At 41.9% G+C, this 13,904-nt stretch carries 16 protein-coding genes and 2 riboswitches; of the genes, 1 reads left to right on the top strand and 15 read right to left on the bottom strand.

Going from position 1 to position 13,904, the window contains the following annotated elements:
* Positions 1-31: 31 nt before the first annotated feature.
* The 7 genes from ACIQ0C_RS12445 to ACIQ0C_RS27260 form a co-directional block, all read right to left on the bottom strand.
* Entirely contained in the window at positions 32-880 is an 849-nt protein-coding gene (locus ACIQ0C_RS12445) for a DUF72 domain-containing protein (RefSeq protein ID WP_403060267.1), read from the bottom strand.
* 188 nt (positions 881-1,068) lie between these two features.
* Positions 1,069-2,466, bottom strand: coding sequence for a Fe-S cluster assembly protein SufB (sufB, locus tag ACIQ0C_RS12440; RefSeq protein WP_379168059.1), 1,398 nt, complete (start codon positions 2,464-2,466; stop codon positions 1,069-1,071).
* A 55-nt stretch (positions 2,467-2,521) separates the two neighbouring features.
* A complete protein-coding gene (gene sufU / locus ACIQ0C_RS12435) occupies positions 2,522-2,950 on the bottom strand; it encodes a Fe-S cluster assembly sulfur transfer protein SufU (protein ID WP_034310148.1) in 429 nt (142 codons plus the stop codon).
* A complete protein-coding gene (locus ACIQ0C_RS12430; RefSeq protein WP_402836068.1) occupies positions 2,940-4,169 on the bottom strand; it encodes a cysteine desulfurase in 1,230 nt (409 codons plus the stop codon). Before ACIQ0C_RS12430 ends, sufU begins: the two co-directional genes overlap by 11 nt.
* Complete coding sequence (gene sufD / locus ACIQ0C_RS12425) at positions 4,169-5,470, bottom strand: Fe-S cluster assembly protein SufD (RefSeq protein WP_403060263.1); 1,302 nt, start codon at positions 5,468-5,470, stop codon at positions 4,169-4,171. The genes ACIQ0C_RS12430 and sufD overlap by 1 nt, the downstream gene beginning before the upstream one ends.
* Before the next feature lie 15 nt (positions 5,471-5,485).
* Positions 5,486-6,271 carry a Fe-S cluster assembly ATPase SufC gene (sufC, locus tag ACIQ0C_RS12420; protein WP_034310141.1) on the bottom strand — a complete coding sequence of 262 codons (786 nt, stop codon included), beginning with the start codon at positions 6,269-6,271 and terminating at the stop codon, positions 5,486-5,488.
* Between the two features lie 448 nt (positions 6,272-6,719).
* Positions 6,720-6,860 carry a YuzK family famiily protein gene (locus ACIQ0C_RS27260; RefSeq protein ID WP_472673127.1) on the bottom strand — a complete coding sequence of 47 codons (141 nt, stop codon included), beginning with the start codon at positions 6,858-6,860 and terminating at the stop codon, positions 6,720-6,722.
* Between the two features lie 517 nt (positions 6,861-7,377).
* On the opposite strand from ACIQ0C_RS27260, the gene ACIQ0C_RS12415 reads away from it, so the two are divergent.
* Positions 7,378-7,551 carry a hypothetical protein gene (locus ACIQ0C_RS12415; protein ID WP_403060260.1) on the top strand — a complete coding sequence of 58 codons (174 nt, stop codon included), beginning with the start codon at positions 7,378-7,380 and terminating at the stop codon, positions 7,549-7,551.
* A 139-nt stretch (positions 7,552-7,690) separates the two neighbouring features.
* Here the strand turns inward: ACIQ0C_RS12415 and ACIQ0C_RS12410 are convergent, their stop codons facing one another.
* The 8 genes from ACIQ0C_RS12410 to ACIQ0C_RS12375 all read right to left on the bottom strand — a co-directional run bounded on the left by ACIQ0C_RS12410 (position 7,691) and on the right by ACIQ0C_RS12375 (position 13,893).
* The gene (locus ACIQ0C_RS12410) at positions 7,691-8,527 is read right to left on the bottom strand and encodes a MetQ/NlpA family ABC transporter substrate-binding protein (RefSeq protein WP_403060257.1); all 837 of its coding nucleotides are present in this window, start codon (positions 8,525-8,527) and stop codon (positions 7,691-7,693) included.
* A gap of 15 nt (positions 8,528-8,542) precedes the next feature.
* Positions 8,543-9,211, bottom strand: coding sequence for a methionine ABC transporter permease (locus ACIQ0C_RS12405; RefSeq protein ID WP_403060254.1), 669 nt, complete (start codon positions 9,209-9,211; stop codon positions 8,543-8,545).
* Positions 9,204-10,238, bottom strand: coding sequence for a methionine ABC transporter ATP-binding protein (locus ACIQ0C_RS12400; RefSeq protein ID WP_252278957.1), 1,035 nt, complete (start codon positions 10,236-10,238; stop codon positions 9,204-9,206). Before ACIQ0C_RS12400 ends, ACIQ0C_RS12405 begins: the two co-directional genes overlap by 8 nt.
* Before the next feature lie 153 nt (positions 10,239-10,391).
* A riboswitch (SAM riboswitch) is annotated at positions 10,392-10,504 on the bottom strand.
* A gap of 117 nt (positions 10,505-10,621) precedes the next feature.
* Entirely contained in the window at positions 10,622-11,932 is a 1,311-nt protein-coding gene (locus ACIQ0C_RS12395) for an O-acetylhomoserine aminocarboxypropyltransferase/cysteine synthase family protein (RefSeq protein ID WP_403060251.1), read from the bottom strand.
* 100 nt (positions 11,933-12,032) lie between these two features.
* Positions 12,033-12,139, bottom strand: a riboswitch (SAM riboswitch).
* A 149-nt stretch (positions 12,140-12,288) separates the two neighbouring features.
* Complete coding sequence (locus ACIQ0C_RS12390) at positions 12,289-12,597, bottom strand: thioredoxin family protein (RefSeq protein WP_402836352.1); 309 nt, start codon at positions 12,595-12,597, stop codon at positions 12,289-12,291.
* 3 nt (positions 12,598-12,600) lie between these two features.
* Positions 12,601-12,966, bottom strand: a complete 366-nt coding sequence (locus ACIQ0C_RS12385; protein ID WP_403060248.1) for a toprim domain-containing protein — start codon at positions 12,964-12,966, stop codon at positions 12,601-12,603.
* A gap of 94 nt (positions 12,967-13,060) precedes the next feature.
* Entirely contained in the window at positions 13,061-13,441 is a 381-nt protein-coding gene (gene gcvH / locus ACIQ0C_RS12380) for a glycine cleavage system protein GcvH (protein WP_402836056.1), read from the bottom strand.
* A 95-nt stretch (positions 13,442-13,536) separates the two neighbouring features.
* Entirely contained in the window at positions 13,537-13,893 is a 357-nt protein-coding gene (locus ACIQ0C_RS12375) for an arsenate reductase family protein (protein ID WP_034310119.1), read from the bottom strand.
* Positions 13,894-13,904: the final 11 nt, after the last annotated feature.

Here is a 13,904-nt window from a genome sequence, read left to right as displayed (position 1 = left end):
TGTCACATCATTATTAATTATATAATTCCTCTTAAAACAAACCAAGCTGCTTAGGAGCCAGCCCTTCATATTCTATACCAAGCAACTCAATCATTTGTTTGGCATTATCAGCGGCATCCCCGCCTGAGTTATTATTGAACAGGACATATAACTCCTTGGATTCCTTTTCCAATATCCTGATTTTCTCCACCCACTCTGTCAATTCCTGATGATTATATCGATATAAGTACCTGACCTCACGCCAATTATCCCCCGAAGCAGACCTTTGCCAACCATGCAGGTTACGGCCATGAAAGCGTACCAGGGTTTTATCTTTATCGGTAGCATGCAGAACGACAGGAATGGATCCCTCTCCAGCCTGCGGCTCATCGCATACAGTATGGATCCAGCCTTCTTTTTCGATAAAGTCCAGAGTTTGCTGGACTACGTTAGGCCTGTACCAGCTTTGATTCCGGAACTCTATGGCAACTGGGATATCGCCCATTTCAGCTTTGCACCATCGCAGGTAATTCACATTTTCGCGTTTACAATCAAACCATGGCGGAAATTGAAATAAGACCATAGCGAGCTTGCCGGACTTCTGATATGCTTCCAGTGAGTCACAAAACGCCTTGAACATTTCCTTTTTACTTTCAAATGGGATTTCCCCACGCTGATGCCCTGTCATCCCTTGATAGGCTTTAACGACAAACTTGAATGATGCTGGCGTCTCGGTTACCCACTTTTCACTATTTCTCATTGGCTGGACTGCATAGAATGAGGCATCCACCTCCACAACGGGAAAATGGGCCCCGTACTCTTTGAGTTTATCACGTTGGGACACACCGCCATGATATAAACTATCATGATCACCCCAACCGGTCACACCAACATAAATCATCTGCATCATCACTCCTTCGGGACAGGACCATTTCCTGACTTCTTCTTTTATTTTTTACCCTTATTGAGCCATATCTAATCTTTGGTATAAGGGTGCCGAATATCAAAACAAAAAGCCTGCCAGTATAGACCCGGCAGGCTTTTGTATGAATGGTATCTAAATCGCCTTACAGGCAGGCCAGTCGGTCATTATCCGATGGAGCCTTCCATTTCGAACTTGATCAGACGGTTCATTTCGACCGCATATTCCATTGGAAGTTCTTTTGTAAATGGTTCGATGAAGCCCATTACGATCATTTCCGTTGCTTCTTGCTCAGAAATTCCGCGGCTCATCAAGTAGAACAATTGCTCTTCAGATACTTTGGAAACCTTCGCTTCGTGTTCAAGGGAAATGTTATCATTCAAGATTTCATTGTAAGGGATCGTATCAGATGTAGACTGATTATCCATGATTAATGTATCACATTCAATGTTGGAACGAGCTCCATCCGCTTTACGTCCGAAATGAACGATACCACGGTATGTTACTTTACCGCCCTGTTTAGAAATTGATTTTGATACAATAGTTGAAGATGTATTTGGCGCTAGGTGAATCATTTTCGCTCCAGCGTCTTGGTGTTGGCCTTTGCCGGCAATGGCAATCGATAATGTCATACCGCGAGCGCCTTCACCTTTTAAGATGACAGCAGGATATTTCATTGTCAATTTGGAACCGATGTTACCATCAATCCATTCCATTGTTGCGTTAGCGTCACAAACCGCACGTTTCGTAACCAGGTTAAACACGTTGTTTGCCCAGTTTTGGATCGTCGTGTAACGGCAGTAAGCATCTTTCTTGATGACGATTTCAACTACCGCACTATGAAGGGAATTAGTTGTATAAACAGGAGCTGTACAACCTTCTACATAGTGAACGGATGCGCCTTCATCAACAATGATTAGCGTACGTTCGAATTGCCCCATGTTTTCAGAGTTTATCCGGAAATAAGCTTGAAGCGGAGTATCCACTTTAACGCCTTTCGGTACATAGATGAATGATCCACCTGACCAAACTGCCGAGTTCAATGCAGAGAATTTATTGTCAGTAGGCGGGATCGTTTTTCCAAAATGCTCACGGAAGATATCTTCATTTTCACGAAGTGCTGAGTCCGTATCTTTAAACACGATACCCAAGTCTTCCAATTCTTCTTTCATGCTATGGTAAACCACTTCAGATTCATATTGGGCAGATACACCGGCAAGGTATTTTTGTTCGGCTTCAGGAATTCCCAATTTATCAAAAGTCTGTTTGATTTCATCAGGAACTTCATCCCAAGACTTCTCTGATTTCTCTGATGGCTTAACATAGTATGTGATTTCATCAAAGTTCAAGCTCTGCATGTCGCCGCCCCACTGAGGCATTGGCATGTTGTAAAAATGCTCCAATGATTTCAAACGGAAATCAAGCATCCATTGCGGTTCATCCTTCATTCGAGAAATTTCTTCCACGATTTCTTTTGTCAGACCACGCTTTGAACGGAAGATGGAAACATCTTTATCCGCAAAGCCATATTTATAATCGCCGATTTCAGGCATTTTCTTTGCCATAGCTCGTATTCCTCCATTTCAAATGGCTGAATTACAACAGCTCATTTTAATTTAATTATTCCTTCAATCCCTTTTCCATGGCTTTCCAAGCTAGGGTAGCACACTTGATTCGGGCAGGAAATTTAGAAACACCTTGAAGGGCTTCAATATCCCCAAGGTCCATCTCATCGTCGTATTCTTTTCCCTGAATCATTAAGGAAAAAGTCTCCGACATCGCTAGAGCAGTATCAACGTCTTTGCCCTTAATGGCTTGCGTCATCATGGAAGCCGAACTCATGGATATCGAACAACCATCACCATCGAATTTAACATCGCTGACCTTGCCATCTTCAATCTTCATCGTTAAACGAATCCGATCGCCGCAAGTTGGATTATTCATATCGATTGTCATGCTTCCATCTTCTAGCATGCCCTTATTACGCGGTTTCTTATAGTGATCCATAATGACTTGACGGTAAAGTGTATCTAGGTTATCAAAAGACATTACTGAAATACTCCTTCGTTTTAACAAGCCCGGACACAAGCTTATCAATATCTTCTTCCGTGTTATATAGATAGAAACTTGCTCTTGCTGTCGCTGATACGTCAAGCCATTTCATTAATGGCTGTGCGCAATGATGACCGGCACGGACAGCAATTCCATCTGCATCAAGAACGGTAGCGACATCATGTGGATGTACGTCATTAATATTAAAGGTAATTACACCCGCACGCTTTTCTGCATCTTTAGGACCGTAAATGGTCAGCCCTTCAACTGCTGACATTTTCTCCATTGCATAAGCGGCGAGCTTATGTTCATGCCGTTCAATATTATCCAAGCCGATTTCTTCCAAGAAATCAATTGCAGCCCCCATGCCGATGGCGCCGGCAATGATTGGGGTACCGCCTTCGAATTTCCACGGGAGTTCTTTCCATGTAGACTCATACAAACCTACAAAATCAATCATCTCTCCGCCGAATTCGATCGGTTCCATTTTTTCAAGCAAATCTTTCTTGCCATATAATGCGCCGATGCCTGTTGGACCGACCATTTTATGACCTGAGAAAGCAAAGAAATCACAATCCAAATCACGGACATCCACTTTTAGATGCGGCGTGCTTTGTGCCCCGTCGACTACCATTACAGCATTGTGATCATGGGCAATTTTGGCGATTTCCTTCACAGGATTGATAACGCCAAGTACATTCGAAACCTGCATGATGGACACGATTTTCGTTGCTTCCGTAATTGTAGCCCTTACATCGTCAATGGAAATCGTGCCGTCCTCCTGAAGCGGAATATACTTCAATACAGCGCCTTTTTCTTTGGCAAGCTGCTGCCACGGAATGATATTACTGTGATGCTCCATGTAAGAGATGACGATTTCGTCACCCTCTTTAATATTTGCACCACCGTAACTTCTTGCTACAGTATTTAAAGCAGTCGTTGTGCCTCTGGTAAAGATGATTTCTTCTGTAGAAGAAGCATTAATGAATTTACGTACCTTTTCACGTGCACCTTCATACGCATCCGTAGCTTTTGTTCCTAGTGTATGCACCCCGCGGTGAACATTCGAGTTGTATCCGCGGTAATATTGCTCAATCGCTTCAATCACTGCAGCCGGTTTTTGAGAGGTTGCAGCACTATCTAAATAAACTAATGGCTGACCATTGACTTCTTGATCTAATATTGGAAAAAGCTTACGAATTTCGTATGGGTTCATTACTGTACTTTCCTTTCAATGACCGCTACTAATTGTTTTTTGACTCCCTCAATTGGAAGTTCGTTAACAACAGGGGCCAAGAATCCGTGAATGACAAGTCTTTCTGCTTCTTTCTTTGTAATACCACGGCTCATTAAATAATACAGTTGAAGCGGGTCGACACGGCCGACGGAAGCGGCGTGACCAGCCGTTACATCATCTTCATCAATCAGGAGGATCGGGTTGGCGTCTCCGCGTGCTTTCTCACTTAACATCAAAACTCGTGACTCTTGTTCGGCATTGGCCTTTGTAGCACCATACTCTATTTTCCCAATTCCATTAAAGATGGAGGATGCTGCGTCTTTCATGACACCATGCTTAAGGATATAACCCTCAGAGCGTTTGCCATAATGAATGATGGCTGTCGTGAAGTTCTGTTTTTGTTCCCCGCGTCCGACTACAACGGTTTTTGTATCACCGTGAGAGCCATCGCCCATTAGATATGTTGTATTATCCGAAATCGTATTTCCGTCGTTCATCAGGCCAAGCGCCCACTCAATACGCGCGTCACGTCCTGCCACTCCACGGCGGTTAACATATGTCGTGAAACCTTTTGAAAGGGTATCGACCGCACCGTATTCGACTTTGGCATTCGCATTTGCAAACACTTCAGTTACGATGTTGGCAACCCCTTCGTTGGAATCAACGGTTGAGAAATAGTTCTCTACATATGTGACAGAGCTATTATCTTCAGCTACGATCAAGACATGGTTGAAAAGTGTAGTATCTGGATTATCCAATAGGAATACCGATTGAATCGGCTCTTTGATTTCTACATTTTTCGGAACATAAAGGAATGCTCCCCCATTAACCAATGCAGCATGAAGTGCCGTTAAACGATGTTCATCTATTTTAACGCCGTCTTTCATGAAATATTTTTGCACGAGCTCAGCATGGTCACGAGCCGCTGATAAAATATCCGTAAAAATGACGCCTTGCTCTTTCACATTTGCTGACAGATTGATATGTGCCGGCGTATTATTGCGTTGAATGTATAAGTTTTCATTTTCTTCAACGATGGATTTAATTTCTTCCGGAAGCTCCTCTAAAGAGGTAAAAGCTTCACTCTCAACCGTATGAGTTTGGAAAGAAGTAAAATTCCATTTATCGATTTTCGTTTTATCCGGCTTTGGCATCGGGAGCTTTTCTAATTCAGAAAACGCTTGAATCCGAAGCTCGGATAGCCAAGCTGGATCATTATTTTTAGTTGAATAGGAGCTTATATCCTCTTGTTCAAACGGTAATTTCGTTTCTGTAGTCATTGCAAATCCTCCTACTTACGCTTCTTCGCCAACAGTTTCGTCTTCAATGCCCAATTCTTGTTTAATCCAGTCATAACCTTCCGCTTCCAAGCGGGCAGCAAGTTCAGGACCGCCTGATTTCACGACACGACCTTGCATCATTACATGTACAAAATCAGGAGTGATATAATTTAATAGACGTTGGTAGTGAGTGATGATCAAGCATCCAAAGTCTTCTCCGCGCATTTCGTTGATTCCTTTTGAAACGACTTTAAGTGCATCGATATCTAGACCTGAATCAATCTCATCCAAGATTGCAATTTTAGGTTGGATCATCATTAATTGAAGAATCTCGTTGCGCTTTTTCTCTCCGCCTGAGAAACCTTCATTCAAATAGCGTTGCGCCATATCTTCATCCATTTCAAGGAATTCCATTTTTTGGTCCATTTGACGGATGAATTTCATCAATGAAATTTCGTCGCCTTCTTCACGGCGTGCGTTAATGGAAGAACGTAAGAAGTCTGCATTTGTAACACCGCTGATTTCACTTGGATATTGCATAGCTAGGAATAGACCGACACGAGCGCGCTCGTCTACTTCCATTTCCAATACATCTTCACCATCGAATGTGATGCTTCCGCTAGTTACTTCATATTTAGGGTGACCCATGATCGCTGATGATAAAGTGGATTTACCAGTTCCATTTGGTCCCATGATCGCATGGATTTCTCCACCTTTAACTTCAAGGTTTACCCCTTTTAAAATCTCTTTGCCTTCAATTGATACGTGAAGATCTTTAACCGTTAATGTAGAAGCTGACATAATAATACCTCCGTGAACTAATTCCAATTTTATTACCAGAAAGTAAAGATTACTTTCATTAATTTACGTAAAAGCATTCTCACTTTATTCTCATTCCAATTTTATAACAAATCCAATTTGGAATCAACTAAATAGATAGGGGTTTCCACTTCGGCCATATTAAAAACCTGCCCCTATTCTTACAATACTAACAGATATGGCCTGTTTACTGCATATTCATACTTATTTTAGCTTTTGTTAAAATTATCTTATTATTCGGCAAATCCTTGTCCTTATTATTATATGTTCAAAGAATTCGATTGCAAGGTATGAACGTTCCGCTTTAAAAAGAAAAAAATCGGACTGTCAGGTATTATGTAAGTTCATCCAATAAGGAAACCCCTTATTTTATGGACCACTTTCCATTTTACCTCTACAGACCGATCTTTTAAAGAACTCTTTTATATGCTTAGCCGTGAATTTTGCGTTGTAGGTCCTGGACCATTTTGTTGCACTTTACATGTTCCCTATCCCGTTCTTTCTCAACCTCGATACGGAGGTCTAAGTTTCTACTGTACTCACTGTAGCCAATCCCATGTGAAGACTGCATCGCCTTTTCCATTTCGCTTGTTACATTTAAATCCAGAGTATTGATAGTGAACCATCCTTTCAAATTTACGTATCATTTCATTATCTTCATTATCTCTATACCCTTTACTTTTTCTGTTAAACATGAAACGAATTAAATTAGGCCGCAGGCTGTAAACAAACTGGATGATTAATGAGTTTGTCTACAGTTTTTTAGGTTTTTAGGTTTTCAAAATTTGAACGTTACTTTCCACTTCAGGCACTCGGTTTCCGGGGGCGGTCCGCCCTCGGCGCTTTTCCCGCAGGAGTCTCGTACCCTCCGTTCCAATCCACTAAGACTAAACAATCAGATATAATCACTTTCACCTAAGGTTTCCATGATAAAGTGCCTCACTTCTCCATGTTTGGAAGCTGAACGAACAAACCAGCTTGCCTATTCATTTATGCGGCAGCAGACCGTAACGGATTTGTGTTGGGACGATAGTAATACCCGGAAATACTCATGATACTCGTTTTCTTAAGAGCCTTTGGTTGAACAAATGATTAAGAAAGTTGGAAAACCTGAAGCTGTTGACACAGATGCAACTAACAAAACACCAGCTTTACTCTATAAACGTCCTCGAACAAAAGAAAGATTCTTCCGCAACCATGGCTATGTGGAATATGAGCGTTTAGGTTGTTATCTCTGCCCATCGGCACTCAACAACAAATAAAGAGGGCTATCGAGAGTACAAACGCTTTAACTGCTTCAAATCCAATAAAAAATCAAAAAGGTTTCGGAATGAGACCATTCCGAAACCTTTTTCCCTTACAAAACTGTGGCCTGAATTAAATCAGGTCGCCATTCTTGAATTATTTATCCGCCGGTACAACTGCACCTTTGTATTCTTTAAGAATGAAATCTTGGATGTCTTTAGAATGCAATACTTCTACAAGCGCTTTTATCGCTTCTTTATTTTCGTCACCTTTGTTTACGGCAATGACATTCACATATGGTGATTCCGAATCTTCAATCGCAATCGAATCTTCAAGCGGATTCAAACCGGCGTCAATTGCATAGTTGGAATTGATCAAGACTGCATCGCCTTCGCCGCTCTCATAAATTTTAGGAAGCAGGGCCGCTTCATAATCGGCATCGAATTTAAGGTTTTTCTTATTTTCAACGATGTCTTTAGTTGTAGCCGTCGTTTTATCGATGCCTTCTTTCAAAGTGATCAGGCCATTCTTTTCCAAAAGGGATAAAGCGCGTCCATGATCAGCAACAGAGCTGCTCATAATAATTGTTGCGCCTTCCGGAAGTTTATCAATGCTTTTATATTTTTGTGAATATAGAGCAATCGGCTCGATATGGATTCCGCCAGCATTGACGAAATCATATCCATTTTCTTTAATTTGCGACTCTAAGTAAGGAATGTGCTGAAAGTAGTTAGCATCCAATTCCTTATCATTCAACGCCTTATTCGGTAAAACATAGTCCTGGAACGTTTCGATTTCCAATTCGATTCCTTTTTCTTTAAGAAGCGGCTTAGCTTCCTCAAGGATTTCAGCATGCGGAACATTGGATGCCCCTACAACTATTTTCTTCGATTCTTTTTCCGTATTGCTGCCGCTTTTATCCTTTTCACTTCCACAAGCAGCCAAAGCGATGGATAACACTAAAATTAATGCAAATCCTAAAAACTTTTTCATCCTATTCATCTCCCTTTATCTTTTGTCCAATTTAGATGTAATCACATCTCCAATAATTTGAATTATGAAGACGATAATTAGAATAACGATCGTCGCTACAAGCGTAACGTCATTTTGATTTCTTTGATAACCCTCCAAATAGGCTAGATTACCAAGCCCGCCTGCACCGATGACCCCGGCCATTGCGGTATATCCAACCAATGCAATCGATGTTACCGTAATCCCGGAAATAATGGCAGGCATCGACTCTGGAAGCAGGACCTTCCAAATGATCGTGCTCGTTTTTGCCCCCATCGATTTAGCGGCTTCAATTACACCTTTATCGATTTCACGAAGGCCGATTTCAACCATACGCGCATAAAATGGGGCCGCACCGATAATAAGTGCGGGCAGTGCAGCGTTCTGTCCGATCATGGAACCGACAAGCGCTTTAGTGAAAGGAATGAGCAGCACGATCAAAATAAGAAATGGAATGGAACGGAATATATTGACGACAGCACTCATGATCCCGTTGACAGCCCGGTTTTCCCACATATTACCCTTCCCTGTCAGGAAAAGGATCAATCCTAATATTATGCCTATAAAAAAGGTTGCCACTACAGAGACGCTTGTCATGTAAAGCGTTTCCCTCGTAGCTTCAATAATGTCTTCCCAATCAACATTCGGCAATAATTCTTCAAGCATGAGTAATCACCTCCACGCCTACCTGCTGTGCTTTAATGAATTCGATTGCGCGGAGCATTTCATCCTCTTTGCCATCTAAATGGATAAACAATGTTCCATATGAACCGCTTCTTGTTTGGGATATCTTACCTTGAACGATATTGACATCCAACTCGAAGTTACGTACAAGCTTGGTGATCAATGGGCTTTCTGCATGATCGCCTACAAAGGTCAATTGAATCACTTTGCCTGCAGGATAGCGTTCGAGCAAATGGTCCATCGTTTCTTTCGTTTCTTCTGGTTCCGTTACCTGTTGCACGAAACGCTTCGTCATTTGTTCTTTAGGATTCTTGAAAACATCCAGGACAGGTCCCTGTTCAACAACTTGCCCGCTTTCCATCACGGCGACGCGATGGCAGATTTTACGAATCACATGCATTTCATGTGTTATCAAGACGATCGTCAATCCCAGGCGCTGATTGATGTCAACAAGCAATTCCAGTATGGAGTCGGTAGTCTGCGGATCCAAGGCAGAAGTCGCTTCATCACAAAGCAGCACTTTAGGGTCATTTGCCAGAGCCCTGGCAATTCCCACCCTTTGCTTTTGCCCCCCGCTTAATTGTGAAGGATAGGCCTTTTCCCTGCCTTCCAGTCCGACTAACTTGATCAATTCGTTCACACGCTTGGTTCGTTCAGTTTTAGAAACTCCTGCAATTTCCAATGGGAAAGAAATATTTTCCTGAACGGTCCTTGACCATAATAGATTGAAATGTTGGAAAATCATGCTGATTTCTTGACGGGCCTTACGGAGCTGAGCCCCTTTAATTTTTGAAATTTCCTTCTCAGCCACCACAACGGATCCCTCTGTCGGTGTTTCCAATCCATTGAGCATTCTGATCAAAGTACTTTTCCCCGCTCCACTGTAACCGATGATACCGAAAATCTCGCCTTTATTTATTTCAACATTCACATTATTTACAGCCTTGATCGTCTCACTGTTTCCTTTTCCTGTTCGGAAAAGCTTACTGACTTTCGTCAATGTAATCATTAATCCTCACCTCTTTTATCCAATAAAACCTATGAACTTAGTTGATTTCTCTACATTATTAGTCTGTTTCTCATATCATGCAAAGGTTTTCCCCATAAAAATAGAAAAAACCTTTCTGCATGAGCAGAAAGGCAGGTGAAGAAACAGGCCTTCCTCTCATCTTCCAAAGTGATTAAACTTTGTGTGAATTGGCACCTTTCCAAGGAAATCTCCTTGTCGGTTGCCGGGTTTCATCGGGCACATCCCTCCACCTCTCTTGATAAGAGCTAATATATAGAATATTTGTACAACATTAAGTTCTTTAGTATGGTGAAATTTTATCATAGATAAAAAAGGAGCGCAATGTATATTATTTCTAGTACAACAATGAACAGGAACTTTGCTTAAACCGTCTTGGAAGTCAAGGAGACGATATTCGTCGCCTTTTCAATTGCCTGCTCCAAATCTTCTATTAAATCCTCTACATTTTCAATCCCAATGGATAAACGGACTTGGTCGGCACGCACACCCGCTTTTGCAAGACCTGCCTCATTCAATTGTTGATGGGTCGTACTGGCTGGGTGGATGATCAAGCTCTTCGCATCCCCTACATTCGCCACATGGGACCATAATTCCACCGAATTGATAAGTTTTGCCCCAGCTTCGCGATTACCTTGTATCCCAAATGTGACGACAGATCCAGCTCCCTTTGGCAAATATTTATCCGCAAGGGCTTTATCGGGATGATCCTCATCACCGGGATGTGAAACCCAAGTCACGGCAGGATGGTTTTTTAAATATTTAATGACAGACTTGGTGTTTGATAGATGCTCTTTCATCCTAACATGGAGCGTTTCAAGTCCAAGCGTAAACTGGAATGCACTTTGGGCACTTAGCGCAGGGCCCAAATCACGGAGTAACTGGACTCGGGCTTTCGTTATGAATGCGGCAGGTCCAACTGCCTCGGCGTATACCAGATTGTCGTAACTTGGGTCAGGCTCCGTGAAGCCAGGGTAGTTTGGCGAGTTCCAATCGAATTCCCCTCCATCCACGATGACACCGCCTAGCGTCGTTCCATTTCCAAGAAGCCATTTTGTAGCGGAATGGATGACGATATCCGCTCCAAAATCAATTGGTCTGCAAAGATACGGTGTCGCGAAGGTATTATCAATGATTAAAGGTATGCCGGCTTCATGGGCGATTTCCGCTACCGCTTCAATATCAAGCACCCTCAAACTTGGATTTCCGATCGTTTCAGCAAAAATGGCTTTAGTTCTTGGCGTAATCGCCCTTTTGAAATTTTCAGGGTCATCTGGAGAAACGAATTTCACTTTTATCCCATATTTAGGAAGAGTATTTTCAAAAAGGTTATACGTACCGCCATATAAGGTAGAGGCTGAAACAATCTCATCCCCTGAAGCGGCAATATTCAGGATTGAAAGTGAGATGGCCGCCATCCCGCTTGCCGTTGCCAATCCGCCGATACCGCCTTCCAGTAAGGCCATTCTTTCCTCAAAAACGCTGACCGTGGGATTATGAAGCCGTGTATATATATATCCATTCTCCTTTAGGCCAAATAAATTCGCTGCATGGTCGGTGTCTTTGAACAAGTATGCATTGCTTTGGTAGATAGGAACTGCACGGGCACCTGTTTCATCAGCTTGCAGACCGCCATGAACACTCAATGTTTCGAAACGCAACTTTTTCCCTGACATATTAATTCTCCTCTTTTTTATGGATTTAATTGGAATTTTATGAAATCTGGCCTTTTATAAACAAAAAAACCACTTCAATAAGAAGAGGTTTCAAGAACACACCTCATCTACCAGAGCCAACACTCTGCTGGAATTAGCACCGTATATAAAATTTATACCGGTTGCCGGGCTTCGTCGGGCCAGTCCCTCCGCCACTCTTGATAAGAACTATTAAATTCTGCCGTTACTTTACTTAATTCAAAATATAGCATTTTAGAATAAATCAGTCAATGAATTGTTAGAATATTCTTTGTTTATTTTCAACTTGCATTCAAATGTACGCAACAAAGAAACCAACCACGGATCTGATTGGTTTCCTAGCTGATTTCCTTAAGCAATCCGTACAAATAAGGAACGGATTGAAAGGCATATATTTTTTTGTGCAGCTGTCCTTCTTTGAAAAGCAATAAGCAAGGAACACTTTCGATTTCATATGATTCGGCAATTGCTTGGACATAGTTCATATTCATTTTGCCTGCCTTCAATTCCGGGAAAAGCTCCAAGGCTATCGTCAGCATCTTGGATGCCACCTGACAGGTGCCGCATAAAGGCGTATATAAATATAAGCAAAAGGTTTCCCCACTTTCAACAGCAAGCTTACACTCTTCTTCTTTCCATTCCTGCATCAATTAGTCGTTCACCCTTTGACTTAAAAATTTCATTTTCACATTCATATTGGCAGATAGGAGCACAGTTGCGATATGATGTTCGGGTGAGCTTTCCACTTCTTTGTACATTTTATTGATATACAGGTGGTTCGCTTCCGGCATTTCCCTTCGGAACTGCTTCCGCAGCTTTTCTCCTGATTCATCTGCGTCAAAAAGGAGATAAACATCACGGTCCATCAATTCTTCCACTAATTCATCCAGCTTAGTTAATGATATGGTCCCATTCGTACATCTTATTTCCACATCTTCATTTAAAACGGAGGCAACTTTTCTTCTATCGGAACTGCCTTCTACTATGATCACTTTTTCGAATTCGCCCCACTCCATGTCATCACTCCATCTCACGAATTATGTGCGCAACTCACCCACTGTACAAAATGAAAAAGAGAGCAGGCCTTTTCAGTCCCCCCTCTCCTTCTTATTAACCGTTGATTAAACTCTCATACTCTTCAGCGCTCATCAAGTTTTCAATATCACTGCCATTAGATGGTTCAAGCACGACCATCCATGCCTTTTCATAAGGAGACTCATTTACATATTCAGGGTTGTCACTTAAATCTTCGTTTACTTCAACAACCTTGCCACTGATAGGTGCATAAAGCTCAGAAACGGTCTTAACGGATTCAACACTTCCAAATGGTTCGTTCGCTTTCAATTCATCGCCGATTTCCGGAAGCTCAACGAATACGATGTCCCCAAGCTCGGACTGTGCGAATGCCGTAATTCCAATGCGCACTGTTCCATCTTCCGTTTTGACCCATTCATGTTCTTTAGTGTAACGAAGTTCTTTTGGTGTTGTCATAATTAACCCTCCATATGTACATCTTATTTTATCTATTACATTATAAGGTAGATTGTTTGTTTAAGTAAGGAATTAACCAAATATTTTGTGAAATTTCAGTTCCAAACCTGTTCGAATTGCTCTTCTTTGAAACCTACCGTCACTTTGGTGCCATCCGTAACAATCGGCCTTTTCAGAAGCATGCCATCTGTGGACAATATATCAAGCATCTCTGCTTCAGAAGCTTCTTTCAGCTTATCCTTTAAGCCCAGCTCCCGATATTTTTGACCGCTAGTATTGAAAAACTTCTTCAACTCCAAATTGCTGTTTTTATATAGCTGTTCTATTTCAGTTCGCGAAGGGGGATTATCCGCTATATGGATCGCTTCATATTGCAGTTCATGATTATCCAGCCACTTCTTCGCATTACGGCATGTACCGCATTTTGGGTACCAATATAATGTTAAGCCCATCATTTCACCAC

Source organism: Peribacillus sp. NPDC096448 (assembly GCF_044762675.1).
Classification (GTDB): Bacteria; Bacillota; Bacilli; order Bacillales; family DSM-1321; genus Peribacillus; species Peribacillus frigoritolerans_B.
The sequence above is the reverse complement of the archived record's forward strand: the minus strand, read 5'-3'. Positions and strand labels throughout refer to the sequence as shown.